The 22,190-nt window shown below is 55.5% G+C and carries 18 protein-coding genes and 1 pseudogene; 11 read left to right on the plus strand and 8 right to left on the minus strand.

Annotation, left to right across the window (positions count from 1 at the left end):
• Positions 1–232: 232 nt before the first annotated feature.
• The 5 genes from BI292_RS01660 to BI292_RS29070 all read right to left on the minus strand — a co-directional run bounded on the left by BI292_RS01660 (position 233) and on the right by BI292_RS29070 (position 10,856).
• Entirely contained in the window at positions 233–1,585 is a 1,353-nt protein-coding gene (locus BI292_RS01660; protein ID WP_101206765.1) for a hypothetical protein, read from the minus strand.
• A complete protein-coding gene (locus BI292_RS01665; protein WP_101206766.1) occupies positions 1,582–7,890 on the minus strand; it encodes an AAA domain-containing protein in 6,309 nt (2,102 codons plus the stop codon). The genes BI292_RS01660 and BI292_RS01665 overlap by 4 nt, the downstream gene beginning before the upstream one ends.
• A gap of 12 nt (positions 7,891–7,902) precedes the next feature.
• The gene (locus BI292_RS01670; protein ID WP_101206767.1) at positions 7,903–8,547 is read right to left on the minus strand and encodes a 4Fe-4S single cluster domain-containing protein; all 645 of its coding nucleotides are present in this window, start codon (positions 8,545–8,547) and stop codon (positions 7,903–7,905) included.
• A gap of 2 nt (positions 8,548–8,549) precedes the next feature.
• Positions 8,550–10,382 carry an AAA family ATPase gene (locus tag BI292_RS01675; RefSeq protein WP_101206768.1) on the minus strand — a complete coding sequence of 611 codons (1,833 nt, stop codon included), beginning with the start codon at positions 10,380–10,382 and terminating at the stop codon, positions 8,550–8,552.
• A gap of 285 nt (positions 10,383–10,667) precedes the next feature.
• Entirely contained in the window at positions 10,668–10,856 is a 189-nt protein-coding gene (locus BI292_RS29070; RefSeq protein ID WP_101206769.1) for an AbrB/MazE/SpoVT family DNA-binding domain-containing protein, read from the minus strand.
• Between the two features lie 144 nt (positions 10,857–11,000).
• Here BI292_RS29070 and BI292_RS01685 point away from each other — a divergent pair, with 144 nt between their 5' ends.
• Complete coding sequence (locus BI292_RS01685) at positions 11,001–11,450, plus strand: antitoxin Xre/MbcA/ParS toxin-binding domain-containing protein (RefSeq protein ID WP_101206770.1); 450 nt, start codon at positions 11,001–11,003, stop codon at positions 11,448–11,450.
• A gap of 254 nt (positions 11,451–11,704) precedes the next feature.
• Here BI292_RS01685 and BI292_RS01690 read toward each other — a convergent pair whose 3' ends face one another.
• Positions 11,705–11,989, minus strand: coding sequence for a helix-turn-helix domain-containing protein (locus BI292_RS01690; RefSeq protein WP_019649822.1), 285 nt, complete (start codon positions 11,987–11,989; stop codon positions 11,705–11,707).
• A gap of 84 nt (positions 11,990–12,073) precedes the next feature.
• Between BI292_RS01690 and BI292_RS01695 the strand changes: the two genes are divergently transcribed.
• The 5 genes and pseudogenes from BI292_RS01695 to BI292_RS28740 all read left to right on the plus strand — a co-directional run.
• Positions 12,074–12,601: a hypothetical protein gene (locus BI292_RS01695; RefSeq protein ID WP_256592601.1), complete on the plus strand. Its 528-nt coding sequence runs from the start codon at positions 12,074–12,076 to the stop codon at positions 12,599–12,601.
• A 193-nt stretch (positions 12,602–12,794) separates the two neighbouring features.
• Positions 12,795–12,968, plus strand: a complete 174-nt coding sequence (locus BI292_RS28895; RefSeq protein WP_178076511.1) for a hypothetical protein — start codon at positions 12,795–12,797, stop codon at positions 12,966–12,968.
• 164 nt (positions 12,969–13,132) lie between these two features.
• Entirely contained in the window at positions 13,133–13,963 is an 831-nt protein-coding gene (locus BI292_RS01700; protein WP_101206772.1) for an inositol monophosphatase family protein, read from the plus strand.
• A 216-nt stretch (positions 13,964–14,179) separates the two neighbouring features.
• On the plus strand, positions 14,180–14,383 hold the full coding sequence (locus tag BI292_RS29395) for a hypothetical protein (protein WP_178076509.1): 204 nt from the start codon (positions 14,180–14,182) through the stop codon (positions 14,381–14,383).
• Positions 14,384–14,429: 46 nt separating this feature from the next.
• A pseudogene (locus tag BI292_RS28740) lies at positions 14,430–14,537 on the plus strand (transposase); the annotation flags it as partial.
• Positions 14,538–16,228: 1,691 nt separating this feature from the next.
• Here BI292_RS28740 and BI292_RS01715 read toward each other — a convergent pair.
• Complete coding sequence (locus BI292_RS01715) at positions 16,229–17,140, minus strand: SDR family NAD(P)-dependent oxidoreductase (RefSeq protein WP_101206774.1); 912 nt, start codon at positions 17,138–17,140, stop codon at positions 16,229–16,231.
• Positions 17,141–17,319: 179 nt separating this feature from the next.
• Here BI292_RS01715 and BI292_RS01720 point away from each other — a divergent pair, with 179 nt between their 5' ends.
• Positions 17,320–18,240 (plus strand): LysR family transcriptional regulator, encoded by a 921-nt coding sequence (locus BI292_RS01720; RefSeq protein WP_101206775.1) that lies wholly within the window; start codon positions 17,320–17,322, stop codon positions 18,238–18,240.
• 39 nt (positions 18,241–18,279) lie between these two features.
• Here BI292_RS01720 and BI292_RS01725 read toward each other — a convergent pair whose 3' ends face one another.
• Positions 18,280–19,149 (minus strand): SDR family oxidoreductase, encoded by an 870-nt coding sequence (locus BI292_RS01725; RefSeq protein WP_101206776.1) that lies wholly within the window; start codon positions 19,147–19,149, stop codon positions 18,280–18,282.
• Between the two features lie 116 nt (positions 19,150–19,265).
• Here BI292_RS01725 and BI292_RS01730 point away from each other — a divergent pair, with 116 nt between their 5' ends.
• The 4 genes from BI292_RS01730 to grxC all read left to right on the plus strand — a co-directional run bounded on the left by BI292_RS01730 (position 19,266) and on the right by grxC (position 22,180).
• Complete coding sequence (locus tag BI292_RS01730; protein ID WP_101206777.1) at positions 19,266–20,204, plus strand: LysR family transcriptional regulator; 939 nt, start codon at positions 19,266–19,268, stop codon at positions 20,202–20,204.
• A gap of 221 nt (positions 20,205–20,425) precedes the next feature.
• Positions 20,426–21,055 (plus strand): LysE family translocator, encoded by a 630-nt coding sequence (locus BI292_RS01735; protein ID WP_101206778.1) that lies wholly within the window; start codon positions 20,426–20,428, stop codon positions 21,053–21,055.
• Between the two features lie 508 nt (positions 21,056–21,563).
• Positions 21,564–21,812 carry a DUF2790 domain-containing protein gene (locus BI292_RS01740; protein WP_101206779.1) on the plus strand — a complete coding sequence of 83 codons (249 nt, stop codon included), beginning with the start codon at positions 21,564–21,566 and terminating at the stop codon, positions 21,810–21,812.
• A 104-nt stretch (positions 21,813–21,916) separates the two neighbouring features.
• Positions 21,917–22,180 carry a glutaredoxin 3 gene (grxC, locus tag BI292_RS01745; RefSeq protein WP_101206780.1) on the plus strand — a complete coding sequence of 88 codons (264 nt, stop codon included), beginning with the start codon at positions 21,917–21,919 and terminating at the stop codon, positions 22,178–22,180.
• Positions 22,181–22,190 lie beyond the last annotated feature (10 nt).

The raw sequence follows: 22,190 nt of genomic DNA on the forward strand, positions 1-22,190 counted from the left end.
CTCTGTTGTAAAGCGTCGCTGGGGTGAGAACGAACCATTGCGGCCTGTCACGAAGGCTGCAATCGACTCTGAGCGGGCGCTAGTAAACGTTCGTTGGGCGGGCTTTCAACGCCGCACTGAGCGCTGTGTTCAGCGAAGAACGATGCTAATCGATGGGGCTCTGTGACTCCGTCATACCAGTTGAGCAGAATGTGAGAAAGCCGCGCTTACGAGAGCGGTGAACTGTAGTGTTTTATACTGTTTTTTGCTGAGCAATGACCGCTTCCGCGACCTGTACGGAAGCGCTCGCTTCTTTGAGGGGAACTTCACCTACTGAGAGGGAGCGCTCGATCAATAACTCGCTGCCCCTGTCTTTTAACAGCGCTTGTAACCGCTGAAACTCGCTACACCAAATAGTTTCAATATCTCGATCCCGGGTTTTGTCGCGGTCACCGCTGAGAGCTACTGCACGAACCTGCAGACGACCATTGTCGGCCTTGCCGCCAACTTCTACGCCATAGCCGGGGGTGGCTACTTTACGCAGCACGACCTTGCCAGTTTCTGCCCAAGCGGTCGCCATGCCTTCGCGTACTTCGTAGCCAAGGCTGGCCAATCCCCTTAGCACGGCTTCGCGGCGGGCCAGGGCCGCTTCGGCCTGCAAATGGGTTGCGATAAAGGCTTCGCACTGCTCGGTCAGTCCCGCAATCGTCTCTAGGTTGGTGACGGTAGTACAGGTGCTGATTTGACTTAACAGCGCGGTATAGTCAGTACCTGCCTGTGTTTCCATTTCGCTGGCCAAGTCCTGTAGCCGTTCGAGGCTCTCTCGCTTGTTTTTGAAAGTACGAGTGGATGAGGCCAAGTCGAGGACGAGACTGTCGAGCAGCAGATTCCGCCGTTGCGATCCGGGTTCCGCCTCGGCTCTTTCCTGCGCCTGAAGGAATGACGCGGCGCTGTCGGTACCCTGGAGCAGCTGCAGTTCAGCGATGTGTCGGTTTATGCGTTGCAGGCGTATATCGGGCAAGGTATCAGGGTGTCGGGCAGCCATCCATTCGCTTAAGGAGTTCGGAGTGTCATCGACCTTGAGTTGCTGTGCCAAGGCTCGCTGGGCTTCGCTGAGCGTCTCCTTCTGATCGGCCTTGGCCAATTGGGCGAAACCCGCAGCCAGCAGACGCTCGCCATCTTCATTGATGATGCCGTTGGCCAATTGCGTGAGAGAACGCAACAGGTCTTGATCGGCGCCTTCGGAGCGCGCTTGCAATGCCTCGAGCAATGTTGCGGCGTTCTCCTTAAGGCGTCGTTCGCGTTGGCGTCGCTGAGCGGAACGAATTATCGCGCGTTCTTCGCGATCCTCTAGGTCTCGGCGTAGGTGCTCGATCTCGGCCGGTACGGCCTTCTGCAGCTCAGCAAAGCGCTCTTGCGACAACAGGGCGCGCAGGCGATCGCGTCGGGCGAAGGTGGCGACGCGCTCCTGTTCGTTCAGCTCTCCGACCTTAATGGCTTGCGCCTGCCAACGTGCCAAGACCAGCTCCAGGCGTTGTAGGTGGCCTTCGCAGATGGCGATGATTTCTTCCCGGGTGACAATGCGAACGACCTTCGGACCACTCATAGGCAGGTTTCCGTATCGGCTGTAGTGGGCGTCTGTTGCGACGGGGGCGTGGCCTGCATGGCCTGTTCAATGGCTTCACGCAGGCGTGCACGCTCGCTTTCACCATTGTGATACCAAGCCTGTGACGAGACTCGGTGAATATGAGGGATGGCACGGTGCAGTACGGTCGGACGCCAGATTTCCCGGTCGCGGGCGCGCTCTAGCAGTGCGTGGCACGGGGCATCGCATTCGATGCCGATGCCGTATAGGCCCGTGCTGGCGTTCTCGATGGCGAAGTCGAGACCGAAGGCGTCGCCCTCGCTGGCAGGGGCGGCCTGCCAGCCCAGGGAGTGAATAAACTCGCCGACCAGTCTGACGAAACCATCACGGCGTTGGCCTTGTCCTCGTTGCTGGCCGTTTCGGTCTGTCTGCAGGCGCTCAAGCAGTTTACCGCTACTACCGAACTCCCCCGCGGAGAGAGCGCGCGCGTACTCCAGATAGCCTTGCAAGTAGTCACGCGGGCTGATCGGCGCGCGGTGTGTGTTGAGCATATCGGAGATATCGGCGATCGGCATCGAGGTGATCATCACCACCTTGCGTCGTGCACGGGTCACCGCCACATTGAGGCGCCGCTCGCCGCCGGTCTGTCCGAGCACACCAAAGCTGCGACGGAAGGTGCCTTGACTGTTGCGACCGAAAGTCGAAGAGAAGACGATGACGTCGCGCTCATCACCCTGTACGTTTTCCACGTTTTTGACGAACACTGACATATCCTCGCCGTCCTCACTGCGTTCGCGCTCTTCGGTGTAGGCAGCACGAAAAAGTTCGTCCTGTTCCGCACGCTGCTCCAAGTGCTCCTCGATTAACTCTGCCTGCTTTCGGTTGAACGTGACCACGCCGACCGAGGGACGCAGATCGTAGGGTTGCTGCCAGAGTTCATTGAGATACTCAACGACACGTTCGGCTTCCTCGGCGTTACTCTGGTTCTGGTATAGCCCCCCGACCTCGATCAGCTCCAGAGGCTTGATACGCAGGATGTTCGCTTTCGGATGACGGACCGGGACGTTAAGACGGTTGCCGTAGAATGAGGCATTGGAGAAGCCGATCAACTCGCGGTAGGCCGAACGGTAGTGGATCTGCAATGTTGTGTTGGGCAGGGCGGTGCGCGCCAGTTGCAGCAAGTCAGGGCAGTCCTTGATCTCGCGACGATTCCAGGTGTCTTCGAAGGCTTCGCTTTGTTCCTCGTCAGCGTCAGTGTCAGGCTCGTCGCCATCGAATGTTTCGGCTTCGTCGCTTTCGATGCGGCTGGAGAAAAAAGCAGTCGGCGGCATCTGTTTCTCGTCGCCGCTGACCACGGTGACCTGACCTCTAAACAGGGTCGGCAAGGCGAATTCCACAGGCATCTGCGAAGCTTCGTCGTAGATCACGGTATCGAACAGGCCCGCCTTAAGCGGCAGCACACGGCTGGCCACGTCCGGGTTCATCAACCATACCGGACGTAAGCTCATTAGACCGAGGTGGCTGCCCAGTTCGATGAATTCGCGCAGGCGCCGCGAGCGCTTGCCCGTTAGTCGGGTGACGTCCTCCCACTGTTTGTGATTGCCCAGGCGAGTAAGGTCAATGCCGTTGGCGAGTAACTCTCGGTTGAGCACACGCATCTGCGCGTCGGCTTGAGCGAGGCTGGCTACCTTGGCCCGAGCCTCATCCTGACTGAACAGCAGTTCGGGGTAGGCCTGCTCAAGTCGATGTTTCCAACCTAGTCGCGCTTCGCGATTAAGCAACCGTCTTACGGCGGTCTCCAGTTGCTCGGGTGCGATGCCGTCCAATTGCTCCTGGCGCTGTCTCAGCAGTGCGAGTAGCTCCAGATCCGGCTCGGCCAGCTGACTAGCGCGGCCACGGAATGACTGATAGGCGGCGAGAAACGGCTGCGCCTCATGCAGGCGGTCAAGCGGCAATTGATTGTTCAGGTTGTGCGCGATGGCGTGTTGCAGTTGTTGCACCAGCTCATCGCCCAGCCAATCACCGAGCACTTTGAGCTGGTCAAGGCTGGACTGGCGGACCCCGTGGCGCATCAACGAGGCATCGAGGTTGTTGAGAAGCGCCTCGAGGTGTTGCTTGTCTCCAGCCAGGACGGCCTCGTCGGCTTCCTCAGGGCGCGGCGATTGCTCTATGGCGTGGGCCAGCGCCTGGATCTCTAGAAGGTGGCGGATGTCGCTCTTCACTGTGCTGACCAACTCCAGGCAGGCTTGCTGGCTCACGGTCTCCAGCTCTAGTACCTGATGCAGTGTCGCCAACTCGGCGCGCAGAGGACGCCACTGAATTTCCAGGTGGATCGCGGCGTGCAGAGTCGGGAGGACATCAGCAGCGAGACTTTGCCCTTGCTGTTGAAGAACGTTGCGCAAGCGCTTGCGCCGCAGCAGATGCAACGGGTTGATGTTCGCCAGCCAGGTTCGGGTAGCCATGACCTTGGCGCAGTCGTGCGCCAAATGCCTGAGTGTCTTGTTCTCAACCAGACTCAGTGCTGGCGATAGCGTGGCTGCGTAGTGGTCCTGGTCCAGCTGACCGAGCTGCTGATCGAGCTGGCGTAGTTCGCCGAGAATCGACTCACCTCTCGGCGCCTGGCCGACTTCGCGGCTGCGGAACAATGGCAGCCAGCGCGCCAAGCGTAGGCGTTGCTCTTCTTTCAAACCGAGCAGAGTAGCGACATGGGACGCTATCCAACTACGGTACGGCGTCGGATCGTCGATTTCGAAGCTGGCCGAATGCTTCTGCAGCGTGGCCTGACGGTTAATTTCGGCCTGGGTGAAACTGTTCAGGTTGTCAGTGAAGGCCTGCAAGGTCGCACGGTCGGCGGCGAATGGCTTCAACTGCTTCAACAGGCTGCCTTCGAAGCGAGAGGGTAGCCACAGACGTATCAGAGGGGCGCAGTTTTCCTCTAAACGCGTCAGGCTGGCGAGGTTCAGTGTTACCAATCGTTGACGTAAGGCCGGGAACTCGATTGGCTCAGGACCTGCCTCCAATTCAATCAGCTCGCCGAGCAGTTGGCGATAACTAAGGCCGGTGCTTTCATCTAGACGGTGCAAGCTCTGGTGGAAGCGGTCGAGTTCACCCTCTAGGGCTTCGATACGCGCAGCGATCTGCTCGCGTTGTCGCTGCCAGCTTGGCGGCCGAGTGCCGTCAGCGAACAAACGCTCCAGCTGTTCGCGGATGCTACGGATGACCGGTTCGCGGTCGCGGTTGACGTCATTGAGCATAACGATGCGTTGGCCCAGACCTTCAGCCACCAGGCGTTTGTACACCACTTCTAGCGCGGCATGCTTCTGGCAAACAACAAGCAGGCTGCGCTGACGGCCGATGGCGTCGGCGACCATATTGACGATGGTCTGGCTCTTACCTGTACCTGGCGGCCCCTCAACAAGTAGCCCTGGACTATGTCGTGCCTGGATCACCGCCGCTTCCTGGGACGGGTCGCTGGCAACAGTGAAGTACCGCTGCAACTCGTTTGGTGGTGTCACAGGCACAGCTGCATCGGCTACTTTGAGGCGCAATGCAGTTTCCAGGCCGGTGCCGACAGGCGACAGATTCTTCAGCTGGCGCAAGTCTTCGCCGATCGCCTGCCCCATGAAAGTCACATGAAAAAGTACCGCAGCGCAGCTCAGTTCATCTTGGTAAGGAGCAATTTCCACGGTACTGGGCGGTAAACTGCCGAGCACCCGCGAGCGGATGGTAGCGAGCATACCGAAGGCATCCATCACATCCGCCGCGCGGATCGACGAGCGACCTAGTAGTTCATCGGTTGTCTTACGCCAACGCTTGAAGGGTTCGGCACCGAGCACGCTTTCCAAGGCAGGGTTGAGCCGAATTTCTTCACGCTCGCTGTCAAACGCCAGAGCGGCGTGCCCACGGCTGCCCAGTTCAAGCTGCAGCTTAACCGGCCACAGCAACAACGGGATGATCCGCGTACGCGTGGTACCGCGTGCATCGCGGTTGAGCAGGAATGGGAAACCTAAATAAAGGCCATCGATACCGGTGTCGCGTTTGTACAGCGCGCTCTGCCGGTACAGGGCATGCAGGCGTGATTCCAGTTGGCTGTTGAGCTGGAAGCTTTCCGGGTCCAGGTTCACCGCATTGGCATTGCGTTGCAACAGATGGTCGAGCAAGGCCGCGGCCGGACTGCGTTCGCTGTTCAGTTCGTTGACGTCAACGCGGGCGGTGGTCTTGCCAATGCTCATGCGCACCAACGGACCGCGCATCACGGCGGTCACTACCTTCTTCTCGAAGAACTCGAGGATCTGCGACACATACTGCTGTTTCTGTGGCTCCAGCCACTGGTTGGACGGAATGGCCAGCAGCACCAACATCTGAGCCAATGGCATGCGCCGCTCCAGACGGAAGTGCTCGGCCCATTGGTCCACTGTCGCCACGCCGGAACGGGCGAAGCCGCGAATGCGCTCATCGACACTACGGTACAACACCAGACGTGAATGCAGCAGCAGTTCACCCGCAGTCTCAGTATCGAACCAGCTGACGTCGGCGGTCTTGGCTAGTTCGGCGGCCTTCTCGATGATCGAGCTGGCCGAACGGAACTGGCTAATCGCGGCACTGAGCAGCACAATTAGATCCTCTTCCGCGATTACCCGGCGCTCTGAAAGTGACAGCAGCCCCGGGTGATCGGTGTCGGGAAGTAGTCGTTGGCGCTCCTGCCACTGCGTCGCCAACTTGGCACGCGAGGTCGATAGCAAGTAAATCCGTAACGGCTCCTCGACCAGCTCGATATGTTGATGCAAGGCACGCTGACGGACACTTTCCGCGCGGGTCTTCAGGCGCGACAGCCAATGGTCAGTCTGTAGCTGCTCGAGCAAGTCTGGAACCGAACCGCTGATCAGGCGATAGCCTTCCAGGGGGTGTTCCAGCAACCATCCTGGGGTCACGATCTCGCCGCGATGGATTAAGGGAATTTCTGGATTGAGAGCCTTCAGTGCCAGCATCAGGCGGAAGTCGTCCTCGATACCTTCGTGTTGAACGATCTGACGCAAACCTGCGACCAGGGAAGGCGCCAAGCTGACCTGCTCGGCCCAGGTCACTATTACCCCACGAAGCAGGTGGTCGAGGGCCTGTTGCCAGTTGTTCGTCTGTGCCGCTGCTAGGGCGAATACGCCGGGCAAGTGATAGCGGCGCGGTCCTAACTGCAGCGTAGCGCCTTCGCCCTCATCATTCTGTTGAACGGAGGAGGGCGGTGCCTCTACCGCAATACCGTTAAGCCAGGCCTCGACCTGCGGCCATTGCCAGCGCTGGTGGCGGTCGCGTGCCAACAGCCCACGCAGCAGCAAATGGAGTTGCGGGTCGAGGTCGTCAGGGATCGGCACGCCGTTTGCCAGTACGTGGATCAGGAAGGCATTGGCATTGACGCCACTGAAGCAGGCACCCTGCGTCAGTTGCTCGAGCAGAATCATGCCAATGCTCCACCAGTCTGAGGCAGCTGCAACGCCACCTGCAATGGCCTCTGGCGCCATGTAACGACTGGTTTCTAGGGGCGAGACGATATCTAGGTCGAACTCCGACAGGCGTGCCGAGCCGAAGCCGCTGATCACTAGGTCCAGCGGTTCGCGGGAGCGAACGAGAAGACTGGTGGGGCGCAGGTCGCGATGACGAAGGCCGGCCTCATTGAACACATGCAGCGCCTGGCCCAATTCGCTGACTACGTGACGCACGCTGGCGTTATCGCGAATGACGCTGCCAAGGTCAGCCAGGGTCCCACCGCTAAGTTCCTCAATAACTTCGTAGGCGCGATCATTCCAGCGACCGGTGACGATGATCTCGGGTACATGCTCGCGCGGCAACCGGCGTACCACATCGTAGATCACTGGATCCGGCTCAGAGCCGGATCGATACAAGGTCAATACCGCTTGTTGCGCGGTTTCGTTGTGCTCCACGAGGTAGCGCTCACGAACGCCGTCGGTGTTGCTGATTTCTCGAACCAAGCGCCAGCCATCGATCAGGGTTTCCGTGACTGCTTCTGATTCGCCGCTGTCTGGCACGGAAGCGGCAGGTACCGATTGCGCGAGCTCGCCGCCACATTCGTGGCACATAAGGTCGCCTAGGTCCATTGGGTGACCATTTTCACAAAGCAAGACCGTTTCGTTGTCCGGTGCTGGGCTCACTCTGGCGATGGTCTCCTGGGTCGTAATGGCCTGGGGGCGCCACCCTTCAGGGTGGATGGGTTCTCCAGCGAGATCCCAGCCACAGGCCGTCTTGAAGATGGATCCCTCGCAGAACATCTCCTGAAGCGATCGCTCGGTGTTGCAATTGGGGCAGAAACGAATCATGGGGTACTCCATTCAGCGGCGTCGCGTTGCGTGTGCGCTGATCTGTAATTGATGGCCCTGGTCCTGCAGCAGGTCGCGCAAACGCAGCAAATCACCGCGCCGAGGAATACCGGCCATCCACACGCTGCCCGTTTCGTCGAACATTAGGTCGAGTGCCTTGTCGGTGGTCATCAGTATGCGTTCAAAGTCGCCCAAGCGCGCCCGACCCAAGGGGGTAAGCAAGTTAAGGCGTTGGTTGTCACTTCCGCGCAGAGCCATAGTTTGGCTGGTGGCTTCGTCGTAGGGGTCGCTGATCAACGCATCGATCAGGCCGCTGGCCTGGCGCAGTTGGTCATCGAGGTGTTCCAGGGAATAACCGCTGTAAACGAGAATATCGACCTGACTAAGACGACGCAGGCCTTGGAGCAGGCGGATCAAGGCATCAAACTGATCGAACGGTTCGCCGCCTGAAATCGTGATGCCGTCTGCCACGTCCAGCCAGGGCGTGATCTGATCCAGCAGTTGTGCCGTTGACAGTCGACACTGCCCTGGCCCCCATGTATCGGCAGAAATACAGCCAGGACATCGGATGCTGCAGCCTTGAAACCAGATGCCCAAGCGCTGGCCGGGGCCCAGGGTAGTGACCGGAAAATGCACGCGCGACAGGCTCAAGTCCATGCTCAATGACGTTCCATCATCAGTCCACTATTAGTCAACTTGGTGATCGTAAAGTGTTCACCTGGCTGCGCATCCTGGTCGAACAACGCTCGCGACAAGGGGTTGAGCAGGCGTGCTTCCAACTGGTTGCGGATACCCCGTCCACCGTTGGATAGGTCCTGCAAGCAAAGGCTGTGCAGGGTTTGGCGTGCCTCGGCTGTCAATTCTATAAACAGCTCCTGTCCCTGGAGGTCGCTAAAGGTAGCGTTGACCATCTGCTCGAAGATTTGTACGGCGACATCCTCGCGGATAAAGTCGAAGACGATAATGTTCTCGCCAATACGATTGAGAATTTCCGGTCGGTTCAGCACCAGCTTGAAATGCCGGTCGATCTCGCTATGCACCTTGTTCTGAACCTGTTCGAAGGCTTCGCCAGGCAGCACATTAGCCACCCGTTCGCCGTTGTCGCCTTGACGGTAGATGCCCAAGTTGGAGGTGAACACAATCAGTGCTTCAGAGAAGTACACTCGATCTCCGCGGCCGGAGGTGAGTACACCGTCATCAAGGATCTGCAGAAATTTGTCGAAGATGCGGGGGTGGGCTTTTTCAATTTCATCGAATAGCACCACGCTGAACGGTTTCTCCCGAATCGCATTGGTCAACTCGCCGCCGACGTCATAGCCAACGTAGCCGGGCGGTGCGCCGATCAAGCGCTGATCTGCATGTTCAGCACTAAATTCTGACATGTCGAAGCGTATATACGCGCTTTCGTCGCCAAACAGCAGACTGGTGATGGTCTTGGCCAATTCAGTTTTGCCCACCCCGGTCGGGCCGGCGAGGAAGGCCACGCCCCTGGGCCGATTGCCCTTGCGGGCGGCGCCGACACCGGTCATCGCGCGCTTGACGATGTCGAGCATGTGAGTCACTGCATGCTCTTGGCCTTTGACCCGCTGGTGAACGATGGCGTCTGCCTGGCGAATTCGCTGACGATCAATTTTTAGCCAAGGGTCTTCGGTAACACCGATCTTATACCGGCGCACGGCGTCGGCGATCTTTTCCATTGGTACATTCTCTACCCGTGCCAATTGCGCGATGGCACTGAGATCGAGCAACAACAGCCCCTCAGTGTTTTGTACAAACGCTTCAACAGCCTGGGTAGTGGTTTCTTCGCTGGCGCCCTGACTACCTGTGAGCGCTTTTAGCAGAGCGGGCGCGAGTGCTCGGCGGACAACTTGATCAGGTTTGGACACCGGAATATGGCGAAGGCGTGGGTTGTCGACCAAAAACCAATCAGGTAGATCACCTTCCTTTTCCACTAGCCAGATCAGAGAGTTAAAGAACGGTTTACGCAACTCAGTCGCGGGACGGCTACGGGCCTGATGGGATTGCACAAGAGCTTGGGTGAACAGTTGGTGTTCAGCAGCGTTGAGTGAATCGTTGCGCATTACTAGGCGCGAAGCGAAGTCAACCAACAGCGCGACGGGCTCGCCGGTTCGGCCCATCAGGCGCGGTAAGGTGGCGCTTAACAGATCGATACCTGCTGGCGCGACCCCGTCAATTAGGGTCAAACCAAGTTCCTGCATGAATGTCTGGCCAGTTGCAGGATCAGTACCGGGCCTACCAATGGACCGGAAACCGGATACCGGGTCCCAGACAAGCACGTGGGCATAGCCTGCATCGAGCAGGGCATTACAAAGGGTCTGATTGAAGCTCTGCGCGGTTACTGTCCCAGGTGTCACTTCGCTTGCTTGCAGATCGCGAATGTTGCCTGACAGTACGAATTGGCTCTTCAGCGGCAGGAAGCGCAACAGGTCGCGCAGCCAACGTGGGCTTTCAAATATCTTAGTCCCTGACATATTTCAGCTCGTAACGTTCGGCGGATACACGCAGGGTATTGCTCACTGCAGGTATTTTCCAGCCCAACTCAACCAAAGCTTTGGGAAATGATAGGGATTCAACCAGATTGGTAGCCGTGTTCGTCCTCGGAGAATCGACGCTGGATAGAGGGGCGATCAATATTCTTGCTTGAAAAAGATGGAATTTCGAAGGCGATCCCAAGTCAAAAAACCGCAATGGGAAGCGGGCTTGGGTTCTTACCGGTTTTCGACAAATCGAGGCAATTCTGACGAGTAGAGCAAAGTTCAGGACGAGGACGACGTATTGTGCTTCGGTTTCAGGACTATCGCGCCATCTACCATCTCGATAGTTAACTCGTCTCCGAGGCCTAAACCTAATCTCGCAAGCAGTTCTGGTGGCAGATCAACGATGACGTCGCCAGTTCCATCCGCGGTTTCCTGGCATTTGACTGTCCAGCGTTCGTTTTCGCTCATGATCGTTTAACTCTCATTCCATCGTAGGGGACGTTTCATTATGCTCATGATTAGTTCTACTCGGACGGATATTACCGGCCGGTGATGGACGGTCGCTGCCTGTCGCGAAAGGTGCACCGAAAATGCAGAACAAGAGGGTGCCCTATGTTTGCTGAAATTCTGCGCGAGAATGCTTATGGTGCCTACCGGGTGCGGTTGGAAGTACTTCTCCAGATCCCCACGGACGCTTCAGATCGGGACATCCACGAACTGATCGAAGCTGGTTTCTCGGCTGGTAATGTGAAAGCCCTTTGCGACTTTGGCAGAATGAGTCCGCTAGAGCACGACCAGATAATTTCGCCCAAAGCTCTCAAAACCAAGCTGGCGCGCGGCCAGCGATTGACGGTGGACGAGAGCGATCACCTGTTTCGTGTTGCACACATCATCGCCATGGCCCAGACGCTCTTCGGGGACGACGAAAAGGCCAAGCACTGGCTCTACAAGTCCAAGGATTGCTTTTCGGGTAAAAGCCCAATTGCGATGCTTTCAACCATCCAGGGCACCCGCCGGGTTGAGGAGATGCTGATTCAGTTAGCAGAAGGGTTAGCATTCTGATTCTATGGCGCGTTAGCACTTTGCAGATAGGACAGGCCGCAGGGAGAGGCTGGTCAACGGCAGGTGAAATATCGCCGGAAACCAGTCGCCTTCCTGGCCAGCACGCCATCGGGGCCATGCTGGAGATTCTCGTATACCTTGAGATTGACTAGGAGACTTCCCCGGAACCCTCAAGTTGCTCAAGGTCGATATGCCTGACTCAGTACGAGACGCCAAACGACGCTCCGCACTAATGCGACATCACCGGCTCCTCTCTAAGAGTTTTGGTCCGTATTGATCTCACGCCGAATACGTTCAAGCAGCGAGTCTAAATCTGTATCCGGATCGAGGAGCAAAAAACTCTCAAGGAGGAGGGTAAGCGGGTGCACCCCCATTCTGTCGGCAAGCTCCGATGCCTTTTCCAATGTAACGTTCTTAAGGCCGCGCTCAAGCGTACTGAGATATGTCCTGCTACTGACGATTCCAAAATCTTCTTGGGTCAAGCCCCGGCGAAGCCGTGTGTTACGTAACGCAATGGCGAACGCTTCCTTCAGTTCCATTTTGCTTAATCCACAAAAGGAACGATCAAGCCTTTTTGAACTCTATAGAGCTACAATCTATAGTGTTCATTTTGAGAGAGATTTATGCCCGCACTTCAGATTAGCGCCCGTCAGTTATCTACGACGAGTCATGAACAAAGTCCTTCAACCATGCTGATGGTCGCGGTGGCGAACGTTGCTCAGCCGGAGCAGGGCATAGAGATAGTCAAACGCTTCTCCGGCCAACATCTGATCGACCTGTTCAACGAAATGGATCGGCCTGATTCAGATAAAGTCATCGTTGGTGTCCTGCTGGCAATTCCTCCAAAACTTAACGGCTCTCCGCGATGGATCGCTGAGAATGTATTTGATTTTGGCCGAGTCGAGCTAAGGTTAGCGGATGACGCTTGCTTGGATACATACGCCTACCGGCTTGCTTCAAAAGCTGTATTTAGAGACAACGCTATGGTCGACCCAGCAGATATCCTGGGCTGGAGATCACTCTATGAAACGTCCAATGCGGATGGTGACGTTGATCCAGAGCTTGTCGCCCATCAAACCTGGTTGTCTATCGTCATCACTCGAATGGTCAACGCAGTAAATCTACCTGATGAGGAGGATGCCCCTGAGTAGTTGTCGACTCTCCATTGGTACCGTAGCTCAATCCCAACGGAGACCTTTTTGAAGATCAAACCGGGGAGGAGGGTACGGATACTTCAGGCTTTCAAACTTATCGACCTCCACGCTAATCATCGCTGCCGGCGATAGGCCACGACGAGCGCGACGAAGAAGCACGCTTACCCAACCGTGTTCACGAGAGGCGGCCATGAAAGGAAGACGTAAAGTCAAAACGTCTAAGTGGTTTTTAAAAGCTCAATTTGAGGCCGAAGCTCAGCGCATGATGGCAAATAGATCTAATGAAGCAGCACATAGATTTATTGATGCGGCCTCGCAATTCGGAATAGAACAAGAACCTGCTGGGCGCCTTGCGGGCGGCTAGCATAACCCTAATCCTCAACGTGACCGTGGCTGCACATGCGTATTTTCGACCCATTACATGTGGTCAAAGAATGCCCCCTGGATGCATAGACAAATCTGAATTGCCTAGCTGACAGCCTAACCCTCATCAAGCGTCCCAGTATTTCTTCCGATGTTGAGAGCCCCATGCACAAATCAGATCTTCCAATGCTACTCACTCAGACTATCGAGGTAGTTATCCGCGCGGGGCAGCTACTTATTGCGGAATGGGCGAGGGTAAATGGACCACGAGGGAAGGGCGATAAGGCCATAGTAGACATAGAAATCGAATGTGTTCTACGCCAGCAACTTCTAGGACTTTTTCCTTGTGACTTCTGGGGCGAGGAAACCGGACATAGCCTCACGGGACATTCCTGGTGTTGGGTCGTCGATCCTAACGACGGTACGAGTGATTTTCTCAAAGGTCTCAAAGGGTCTGCCATTTCTGTCGGCCTTTTGCATAAGCAAATTCCGGTATTGGGCGTGGTCTACGCACCAGTCACTGCTGAGGGCTCGCCTGATTGCATCGCCTGGTCTGAGGGACTACCCGACTTGTTACGCAATGGACAGCCAGTAGCAAGAAAGCTTACTGGACTGGCGTTGTCGAGCAGCTCCTACGTGATGGTGAGTGCCGCCGCGATCATCAAGCCAGAGATCAATCGTGAGCTCTGCACCCCCAGCAGTTTTGTTGCGATGCCCTCAATTGCCTATAGGCTTGCAAAAGTCGCCGCAGGAGATGGAGTCTGCGGAGTTTCTCTATACGCGGTTTCTGCACATGACGTCGTTGCAGGACACGCATTGTTGCGAGGTGCGGGTGGCATTTTGCTCAATGAAAATGGTGAGTCAATTTTCTATGTAACTGAAGCAAGCATGCAGACGGTCTCAAGACGCTGTTTCGGGGGATCAGAGATCGCGTGTCGAACATTGTTGGCTCGAGATTGGGGTCGTATTTTCACATTGGATGGGAGCCACGCTTAAACCGCAATAGGCCTTTGTTGCCATCTGGCAGCAGGCAACCACGCTGGCGCAGGGCGTGGATGAACAATCACTAGCCGGCCAGCGCCAAGTGCTGGCCGAAGAGCGCAAACAGTTGGCGACCGTTGAAGCCCGGGGCCGACTGGAAGCCGCGCAGGTTCGTCAGCAAACGGCCGAGGCGCTGGCCGCCCGCAGGCAGCCGAGATCCGACTCTCCGACTTGGAGCAACTGCTGACCCAGCGCTTGACGCAGATCGACGACCTGCATCAGCAGCGTGAGGAACTGCTCGGCCAGCGCGACGAGGTACGCCAGCAGTTGCAGGAAAGCCAGCAGCAGGCTCAGCAGAGGAGTGTTTCAGGGTGTTCACACAACCTGTCGTGGGCGGCCTCATCGGGGCTTTTTTGCTCGCGGTCAATGGCATAGTCGAGTTCTGCCACAATGGCATTGGAGAGGCGAATATTGTCCAGCACCTCAACCTTTGGTCTATGCGTTGCGCGAGGCGGTGTTGGCCGAGGGCGTAGTCCACGCCGATGAGACCCAGATTCAAATGGTGGCGCCAGGCAAGAAGAAGATCCACTGAGCATATGTCTAGGCTTTTTCGAAAGGTGTGTTGGCCTGACGGATACGACCCGTTGCCACGGGATACCCAGTGCCACCGCGTGAAGTTGTTTATTATGCCATGCTGGCTAGGAGGAGGGGAGACGACCATCGACAAACGACCTTGCACTTACGGTGCCGGCGGCGGCACTTACAAACAAAGCCTAAATAGTAATGAAATTATGAGCTGGATGTAAAGAAATTGATTTTAAGCCAAAGTTTAAACTTGGGGCGAAGTTAGGAAGCAGAGCTGGCAAGATTTGTTTATAACATTTGCCGCCGCGCGACTTTCGCTTATGGTCCTTTCGGTGTCAGGGCGAGCGGTGAAGACTTCAAAGAGAATTTGTAGTCTGTGCCACGGGGTGAGAGAGGGTATATGTTTCATCCAGTCTTGGAGGGCTGCACGGGCAAGACGACCTCTCTAAGAGATAAGCTGGTCAGGGCAAGAGTATTTTAGAGGATTATTGAAAGGTGATCCAAATATCGACGATCGCGTACAATCTGTATGACGCAGAAGTTGTAGAGTGGGTAAGAAGGAATGAAGGTGCAAGGATCATATTAATAACTCAACTAAATAGATGTTTAGTCGAGCTAACCCATTAACCAAGTTAGAGCGCTGTGCGATTGGCAGCGCATCGGTCCGTAGACTATACCCAATTGTATAAATCATGCATCAGTCTTAATGCTGCTTAGTTTTCGAGCGTTTAGGTCTCATCCACCAGAAAGCCGAAAATGCACACGTGCGTTCAGATTGAGATCGGTCTGTTAGAAGTGCTGTATGAGGAGGCTCGACTACTGCCAAGTCCAATGATGACCATCACGAGTGATAGCAATACGCGCGTTATATTAGATCTACAAATCTCAGGGGACAACCTCGGACGAGGTCGATAGCGCCACAAAAGCGCGATTATTATCCGCTGAATGCTGAGCATGATCAGAATTCGACGGAAACCCTTGGGTGCGAAATTTCACTGCCGAAGCGGAACAAGCACCACAGGTAACTAAAAATCAATTCGTTAGCGCAAGACCTCGAATAAGCATAGGTCACTAATTCGTGGGATGCGGGCCAGACCTGGTCGTTATAACGCGGAAAATAGAGATTTGAGTCACTGTTTTTCCGCTGACTGATGACTATTGGACGGGTTTCAATGCGGTATCGCTCGGGCATACGCTCAGCTTACCAGGTAGCAACAGACGAATAATCTTATGAAACTCATAGCGTTAGAGTGGTTTTCACTTGAGTGATGGTCATTGTTCGGCAGAAATATGAGCTCGCGCAAAATCGTTATTAAATGGAAAAGCCGAGAACGATGATCAGGAGGCTTGTAGAGAGTGACTTTCCGGCGATCTGTGACCAAACGGCTGGAGGCAAACGTTGGCAGTAAAAAATATAGCCAGTTAAAACAGATGGTTACGGCCTAGCGGCGCTTTCCATTTATTAGTGGTTGCTGACAGAGCTTCAATCCTGCGGGTAACCGGGGCAAATCTGAAATACGTTGTTACGTGTAATGTATATTATGTTAAATCATGTATTACACCCAGCGCTAATCCCTACTGTCTGTTCCCAGTCACCTACGAACGAAATCTCACAACCCCCCAAAACGTTCAAAATAACGGCCCGGGCAACAGTTGTACCATCTGTTTCGGCTGGTGCGCCGGGTCTTCCTCCGCTCACCCAATCATCCGCGTGGCAACTTCCCACAACCGCTGCGCGTTATCAGGGTCTACAGCGTAAGGTGCAACGCCCGTGTAATCGGCAGGCCTTTTGGTGACCACCAGCGCTTCATTACAGTCCTCGAAATAACGACCACCAATGCCTTCCAACAGCGGAGACGCCGCCAGTAATACGGATGTCGCGGCACCCTGCTGTACGTTCTTCTGACGTTCAATTGGCGTCTTTAGCCCACCGGTGTGCTTCTGAAGATTGGTTGCGATTGCCCCAGGGTTCAAAGCGTTAGCGAAAATACCTCGCTCCGCCCAGCGGCGGGTGATCTCTACCGCAATGAGCGCGCATGCCGACTTGGCCTGGGCATATGACGCGAAAGCATCGTATGTGCGGAAGTCGAAATTGATGTCATCGAAAACCACCGGGCCCATCAGATTAGCGTTTGAACTCAGCGATACAATTCGGGCTCCTTCGGCTCTGATCAGAGCGTCCTGCAAACCTAGCACGAGCGCAAAATGGCCGAGAAAATTGGTTGCGAACTGCATTTCCCAGCCCTGCGATGTCAGTTCCCGCTCAGGAACGGCCATGATCCCTGCGTTATTGACCAAGATATCAAGAGGCTCTGACCAAGAATCAGCGAACGATTTCACAGAGGACAGATCCGCCAGATCGATTGAGCGGATATCTACGGTGCCCTTGCCTTCGGAGCGCAGTTCGGCGGCTACCGATTCTGCCGCTTCCGGACGCCGTACTGCCAGTGTCACGTTGGCGCCGGCATTGACCAATGCGCGCGCTGTCTCGATACCAATACCGGAAGCTCCGCCCGTTACGATCGCCCTTTTACCAGTGAGGTCGACCCCTTCAATGACCTCTTGTGCGGTTGAGTGAAACCCGAACGGTGTAGTGATACGCGTCATGAATTGTTCCTCGCATGTTGAATGGCCGCTGAGTCGAAATGACTTGCGGGATCACCGGGTGCCGGCGGATCAAGCGTCCTTCAATTCCAAAGCAGTAACGGCTGTGGACGAAGATAAGCCTCAGCACTGTCGCAAACAATCAGGCTAATATCGGATGAACTGATGCAGGAATTAGCACAATGCAGAAATCCGGGCTTCTTGAACTTAACGCCGTAGTCGCCGTTTCTACTCATCGCAGCTTTCGTCGTGCGGCCGTGGAATTGGGAATGTCGCCATCAGCACTCAGTCATGCGATCGCTGCACTGGAGAAACGCCTTGGCGTGAGGTTGTTCCACAGAACCACGCGAAGCGTTTCCCTGACTGAAGCCGGGGAGCAATTTCTGGTTCGGGTGCAGCCCGCTCTGCGAGACATATCCGCGGCAATGGAGGCGGTAAGCGAATTCCGTGATACGCCGGCCGGAACCCTGCGCCTGAACACCTCCGAAGGTGCTGCGCAAATGGTGCTGACGCCAGTGGTTCTCGAGTACCTAAGGCGTTATCCAGACATGCGGGTAGACATCGTTACCGATAGAAGTCTGGTTGACATTGTTGCTGGTGGATTCGACGCCGGCATACGGTTGGCGGAAAGCGTCCCGCAGGACATGATCGCCATTGCGATCACTCCCCCACTCCGTTTTGCGGTGGTCGCTTCACCCCAGTACTTCGCGAAATTCAAAAAACCCAAGGTTCCGGCAGACCTGCTCGCGCATAACTGCATACGCGTGCGTTTCCCCAGTGGCTCGATCTACAAATGGGAGTTCGAAAAGCGCGGTGAAGAGCAAGCAATAGAGGTCAGCGGGTCGTTGACGCTCGACAGCCACCACTTGATGTTAGAGGCCGCTCTGCAAGGCGCCGGCGTAGCCTGGACTAATGATTTCGCCGCTTCTGCTCATATTGCGTCCGGAAGGCTCATGCGAGTGCTGGAGGACTGGACACCTTCGTACCCGGGCCTGCGCCTTTACTATCCTGCGAATCGCCATATGCCGGCGGGACTTCGGGCTTTTGTCAACGTCGTCCGAGAAATTGTGTCGGAGAATTCGATCACTAAAAAGAAAGTCTGAGCTCGGCATATTTGTGCTGCAGGACAGCCAACTGAACCGTCAGAGCTTGAAGGCATCTCTAACGATGTCCTCAAGATCTTTGGGCTTGCGACCTAGCAGTTCTTCAAGGGTACGACTGGTTTGATCAAATGCGCCTTTCTCGATAGCGCGATACCAGTCGCCGATGAAGGCCGCGACATGTGGCGGCCAACCTTCGGCTTCGCGGGCGACGATGAAGGCTGCGGTCGAAATCGGCTGATAATGAACGGCTTTTCCGGTTATGCGCGAGAGCGCGGTGGCGATGTCTGCGAACGACCAGGTTTGTCCGCTATTAAGCAGATAAGCTCGGTGCTCGTGACCCGGCTGACTGAGCAGGGTTGCCCCGCCTTCAGCTAGTTCATCAATGTTGGTCAGTGCCACTCGCCCCTGACCGGCGGGTGCGCTGAAACCCTTCTGCGGAGCATCTTCGCCGATGTACATCGCAAGCACGTTGGCATAAAGCGGATGCCGGACAATGGTGTAATCCAGCCCGGATGATTTAAGCATCGCCTCTGTTTCGAGGTCGCTGGCAGTGACCCCCTCGATGGGACAAAAGTCATCGCTAACGCGCTGAATGCTGGTGTAGAACACATGTCGAACACCGGCCGTACGTGCCGCCTGAATGACGTTTCGGTGTTGCCCTACCCGATCGCTAAAAGCAACGGCTGACACCAGATAGATTTTTTCCACCCCGGCGAAGGCATTGACCAGGGATTCGACGTCGGTGTAATCGCCCAGCCGCACTTCGACGCCCAGGTCCGACAACCACGGCGCTTTGCTCTCCTCTCGAACCAAAGCGACGACATCTGCCGCAGGCACCTTGCGGACCAGCGAGCGCACTACTGCGCTACCCAGTTTTCCGGTCGCGCCGGTGATCAATATTTTGCCCATTACGCTGTACCTGTTTTGAGTGAGAAATTCGGTCGGCCACCACTATGGGCTCAAATTCACCAGCAAATTAGTCATCAATCAGTAGAATCAGCTTCAACCAAAAGTTGGAGATAGGCGTGGACAGTCTGGGCAATCTGGAATCATTTTTACGAGCCGCCGAAGCTCGCAGTTTTTCCGAAGCGGCTCGGCGGATGGGCATTTCCGCCGCCGCAGTCAGCAAAAACATTGCACGCCTCGAAACAAACTTGGGCACCCGATTGTTTCAACGCAGCACGCGAAGTCTGTCCCTTACCGAAGCCGGTGAGGCGCTATATGAACAGGTGGCGGGGAGTGTCGAAACGATCCAAGGCGCAATGGCTCAACTCGGCGACTCACGCGATGTGCCCACCGGCAGGCTGCGGGTCAACATGTCTCCGTCCTTTGCCTACGACTACGTGCTGCCTCTGCTGAAAACGTTCAAGCAACGGTACCCTTCCGTTGTGCCAGATTGGCACCTCGAAATCCGCCGTGTTGACTTGATAGGTGAAGGTTTTGACGTTGCGATTGGCGGCGGCATGGAATTAAGCCCGGGCGTTGTGGCGCGTGAACTGGCCAAGTTACACCTCGTCGCTGTAGCGGCGCCGGAGTGGCTCCAAGGCAAGCCACTGCCGATTGTGCCAGCGGACTTGCAAGGCCAGGATGGCATTGTCGTGCGATCGACCGACACCAACCGTTTACGCACCTGGACGTTGCGCAGTTCGACTGACGAAACGTTTGATCTGAGCCTGAAACCAACCGCCATCATGAATGATCCGCAAGCCCTGTGCATGTGCGCCCTGATGGGACTGGGCGTGGCATTGGTGCCTCTGGAGCGAGCATGGCCCTGGTTACAGCGGGGTGAGCTGATACGGCTATTACCAGAATGGTATGTCGATCTGGGCTCAATCTCCGTCTACTACTCGGCCAGGAAAGAACTGCCAGCTAAAACACGCGTCTTCATAAACTTCCTGATTGACCATTTTCAAGGCACCCTGAGTGATCACTTCAGCGCCATAAAAACTGGTAAAGGGAAGTAACAGCACGCCCTGGCGGTTCCTTCCTGGCATCAGCCAGGCAAGAGTCCAGCCGCCCAAGTCGGATTTGCGCAAAACGATCAGTTGGCATATAGGCTCTTGTTCTAACTATCAAAGGGCAGATTCTGCCAAAACGCGTGGACCTGGGAGTTCGATACGCAACCACCTGCCCTACCCCTCCCCTCTAAAATTGTCTTCCTCATTTCCTGCCGAGCAACACGAATATGGAAGACAAAGCGCTGTACCTCCTCGCTCTCTCGATGATTTTTCTAATGCCCGGTCCGGACATGATCCTGCTGCTTCAAACGGGTGCAAAGCAAGGTAGAGCCGCAGCGCTAGCGACTGCGTTGGGGCTCGCGTTAGCGCGTGCCTGCCATGTGGCTTTGACCGCTATGGGAATGGCAACAATGTTTAAGGTGCTGCCTTGGACTTTTGATGTCGTCAAATATGCAGGAGCGGCCTATCTACTTTGGATAGGCATTCAGATGTTCAAAACCAGTGGCATGAGTGCCCCTGCCATTACAGAAACTGGAGCTGTAACGTCTAGCTTGGGCGCGGCCATCCGACGGGGGCTCTTCACCAATTTACTCAATCCGAAAGCGCTGCTTTTCTGCTCAGTGCTGCTTCCGCAATTCATAGATCCGAATCGATCGTCGGTATCGGAGCAATTTGCAGTACTGGGTGTAGTACTCGTAATCACCGGTCTGATTTTCGACAGCATTTATGCCACTGCCAGCGCTTGGGTAGGGGGTTGGCTGGAGCGTAGCGTCACCGCGCAACGAGTTCAGCAATGGCTTTTCGGCACCCTCCTGATTGGATTTGCAGTGCGGCTGGCGTTTGTACAGCAAGCCTGACGTCCTGAGAAGTACTCGCGCTAATTGACGAAGACAGGTAGAAAAGCCGCGCTATACGACGAGTTGCCTCCCGCCAATAAATACAGATGCTGCCACTAAGCCCGCCGTACGCGGGCTCTTTTATCTCGCCATCCCCCTCGTGCAGCAATGCGATTCTTTTTTTTGACCATGTGAATACCCGGAATCAGCAAGATTGCTTCCGAGTTTTCCACGTTCATGAGCACTCCGGTTCAAACCTATAGGTAGGGCTTATGCGAAGCATTGTTTATCGGTCTTGGACGCTATGGAGCAAACGGCAGAACATGGCTTCACACCAAGCAGCACTTATGCAGCAACTCTTACTCAAGTATCCGACAGGAGCGACACCATGCATCGACGGCAAGTTTCTGCCACTGGGTCCCTTCTAAGAAGGCCACTGGAAATGTAATTCGGTCCGCACTCATAGCGGGCCTGCTTCAACAAATTTATCCACTTCACTGACTCACCAAATCTTAATGGAGGATTCGTCATGAAAAAATTTCTGTTTATCGCGCTGTCCCTGACAGCTTCGTTGTCTGCCTTTGCACAGGACGCTTCGATTACCCCAGCCGCGACTCCGTATGCCTATGGCATGCACTTGGATATTGCCAACGTCATCAACATCACCGAAGCAGCAGACGTCTGCGGTCCAGTGCCAGTGCAAATGACCTACAAAGATTCGCACGGCGACACGCGTGTCCTTGAATACAGCGTGATAGGTCGCGGCTGTACTAACTAAATATTTCTCAACTTAACTATCTGTTAAAGGCAATTTTCATGTCGGTTGACGCTCGCGTAGAAAAAGCCGCAGCCTGAAAATCGTCTAAACGAGGAGGACTCTTCATGCCTCACATCACTATCTACACGACCAGCACCTGCCCTTACTGCCGTGGTGCTAAGCAACTGCTGAACTCTAAGGGTATTTCTTATACCGAAATCGATGTCCAGTCAGTTGATAAGAAAGTCGAAATGATAAATCGCAGCGGCCGTCGCACCGTTCCGCAAATTTTCATCGGTGACTGGCATGTGGGTGGATTTGACGATCTAGCTCAACTCGACCGCGAAGGTGGGTTGGCTCAAGCGCTCAACCCGCGTCTCGCGGGATGAGCGATAGAGA

Source organism: Pseudomonas sp. 43NM1, from assembly GCF_002836905.1.
GTDB classification, from domain to species: domain Bacteria; phylum Pseudomonadota; class Gammaproteobacteria; order Pseudomonadales; family Pseudomonadaceae; genus Aquipseudomonas; species Aquipseudomonas prosekii.

Bases quoted from the DNA above. Each gene is read 5' to 3' on its own strand.
- BI292_RS01735 (WP_101206778.1), top strand. From the start codon at position 20,426: ATGGAAGACAAAGCGCTGTACCTCCTCGCTCTCTCGATGATTTTTCTA.
- BI292_RS01670 (WP_101206767.1), bottom strand. From the start codon at position 8,547: ATGGACTTGAGCCTGTCGCGCGTGCATTTTCCGGTCACTACCCTGGGC.
- BI292_RS01690 (WP_019649822.1), bottom strand. From the start codon at position 11,989: ATGGAACTGAAGGAAGCGTTCGCCATTGCGTTACGTAACACACGGCTT.
- BI292_RS01700 (WP_101206772.1), top strand. From the start codon at position 13,133: ATGCACAAATCAGATCTTCCAATGCTACTCACTCAGACTATCGAGGTA.
- BI292_RS28895 (WP_178076511.1), top strand. From the start codon at position 12,795: ATGAAAGGAAGACGTAAAGTCAAAACGTCTAAGTGGTTTTTAAAAGCT.
- BI292_RS01660 (WP_101206765.1), bottom strand. From the start codon at position 1,585: ATGAGTGGTCCGAAGGTCGTTCGCATTGTCACCCGGGAAGAAATCATC.
- BI292_RS01715 (WP_101206774.1), bottom strand. From the start codon at position 17,140: ATGACGCGTATCACTACACCGTTCGGGTTTCACTCAACCGCACAAGAG.
- grxC (WP_101206780.1), top strand. From the start codon at position 21,917: ATGCCTCACATCACTATCTACACGACCAGCACCTGCCCTTACTGCCGT.
- BI292_RS01740 (WP_101206779.1), top strand. From the start codon at position 21,564: ATGAAAAAATTTCTGTTTATCGCGCTGTCCCTGACAGCTTCGTTGTCT.
- BI292_RS29070 (WP_101206769.1), bottom strand. From the start codon at position 10,856: ATGAGCGAAAACGAACGCTGGACAGTCAAATGCCAGGAAACCGCGGAT.
- BI292_RS01695 (WP_256592601.1), top strand. From the start codon at position 12,074: ATGCCCGCACTTCAGATTAGCGCCCGTCAGTTATCTACGACGAGTCAT.
- BI292_RS01665 (WP_101206766.1), bottom strand. From the start codon at position 7,890: ATGATTCGTTTCTGCCCCAATTGCAACACCGAGCGATCGCTTCAGGAG.
- BI292_RS01675 (WP_101206768.1), bottom strand. From the start codon at position 10,382: ATGTCAGGGACTAAGATATTTGAAAGCCCACGTTGGCTGCGCGACCTG.
- BI292_RS01685 (WP_101206770.1), top strand. From the start codon at position 11,001: ATGTTTGCTGAAATTCTGCGCGAGAATGCTTATGGTGCCTACCGGGTG.
- BI292_RS01720 (WP_101206775.1), top strand. From the start codon at position 17,320: ATGCAGAAATCCGGGCTTCTTGAACTTAACGCCGTAGTCGCCGTTTCT.
- BI292_RS01725 (WP_101206776.1), bottom strand. From the start codon at position 19,149: ATGGGCAAAATATTGATCACCGGCGCGACCGGAAAACTGGGTAGCGCA.